Origin of the sequence: Haemophilus sp. Marseille-P9675 (assembly GCF_916862695.1) — a bacterium.
In the GTDB taxonomy this organism is placed as follows: Bacteria; Pseudomonadota; Gammaproteobacteria; order Enterobacterales; family Pasteurellaceae; genus Haemophilus; species Haemophilus haemolyticus_K.
In genome coordinates this window covers 1-540 of record NZ_CAKASP010000017.1, presented here as the reverse complement: position 1 = coordinate 540, position 540 = coordinate 1, and the positions used below count along the sequence as shown (strand labels likewise).

Sequence of the window (540 nt, the reverse complement as noted above, 5' to 3'; positions counted from 1 at the left end):
AAGAATAAGTAAAGCTTTTACCATCTTGTTTTAACTTGATGTTTTCACCTGCTTTAAATGTGACTTTATCGCCAGCTTTAACTTTTTCTTCTGTCTTATTACCCTCTAACACTCCGCCATCATTCTCGGAAGTTACAGTCCAGAATGCACTATTAATCGCATTTGCAACATCGTTCGCTGTCGCAAAGCTATCTCCTGCATCACCCGCTTTCATCGTACCCGGTTTAGCTATATCCTCGGCAATCGTTGTTTTTTTCACATCAAATTTAACCGCACTTACGGCTCCATTGTCAGTGACTGTTACATTCGCAGTGGTACCAGTACCATTAACAAATTTCACTGTGTCATAAGCTTTAACAAAATCTTTGTCTGTATCATTCTCTTTTAAATTCCAACCGGCATTTAAAATATCATTTACAGACGCAGCTTTTGTTCCATCCACTTTGGTTGGTGCTGCTTGATTGGTTGTTGGTGCAGCTGCATCATTTTTTGTTACTGGCAATGTACTAGCTAAACCAGTGATGCTGTTAATGCCTGTTA

1 pseudogene is annotated in these 540 nt (G+C 39.3%); it reads right to left on the bottom strand.

Annotation, left to right across the window (positions count from 1 at the left end):
- A pseudogene (locus tag LIX50_RS09485) lies at positions 1-540 on the bottom strand (hypothetical protein); the annotation flags it as partial.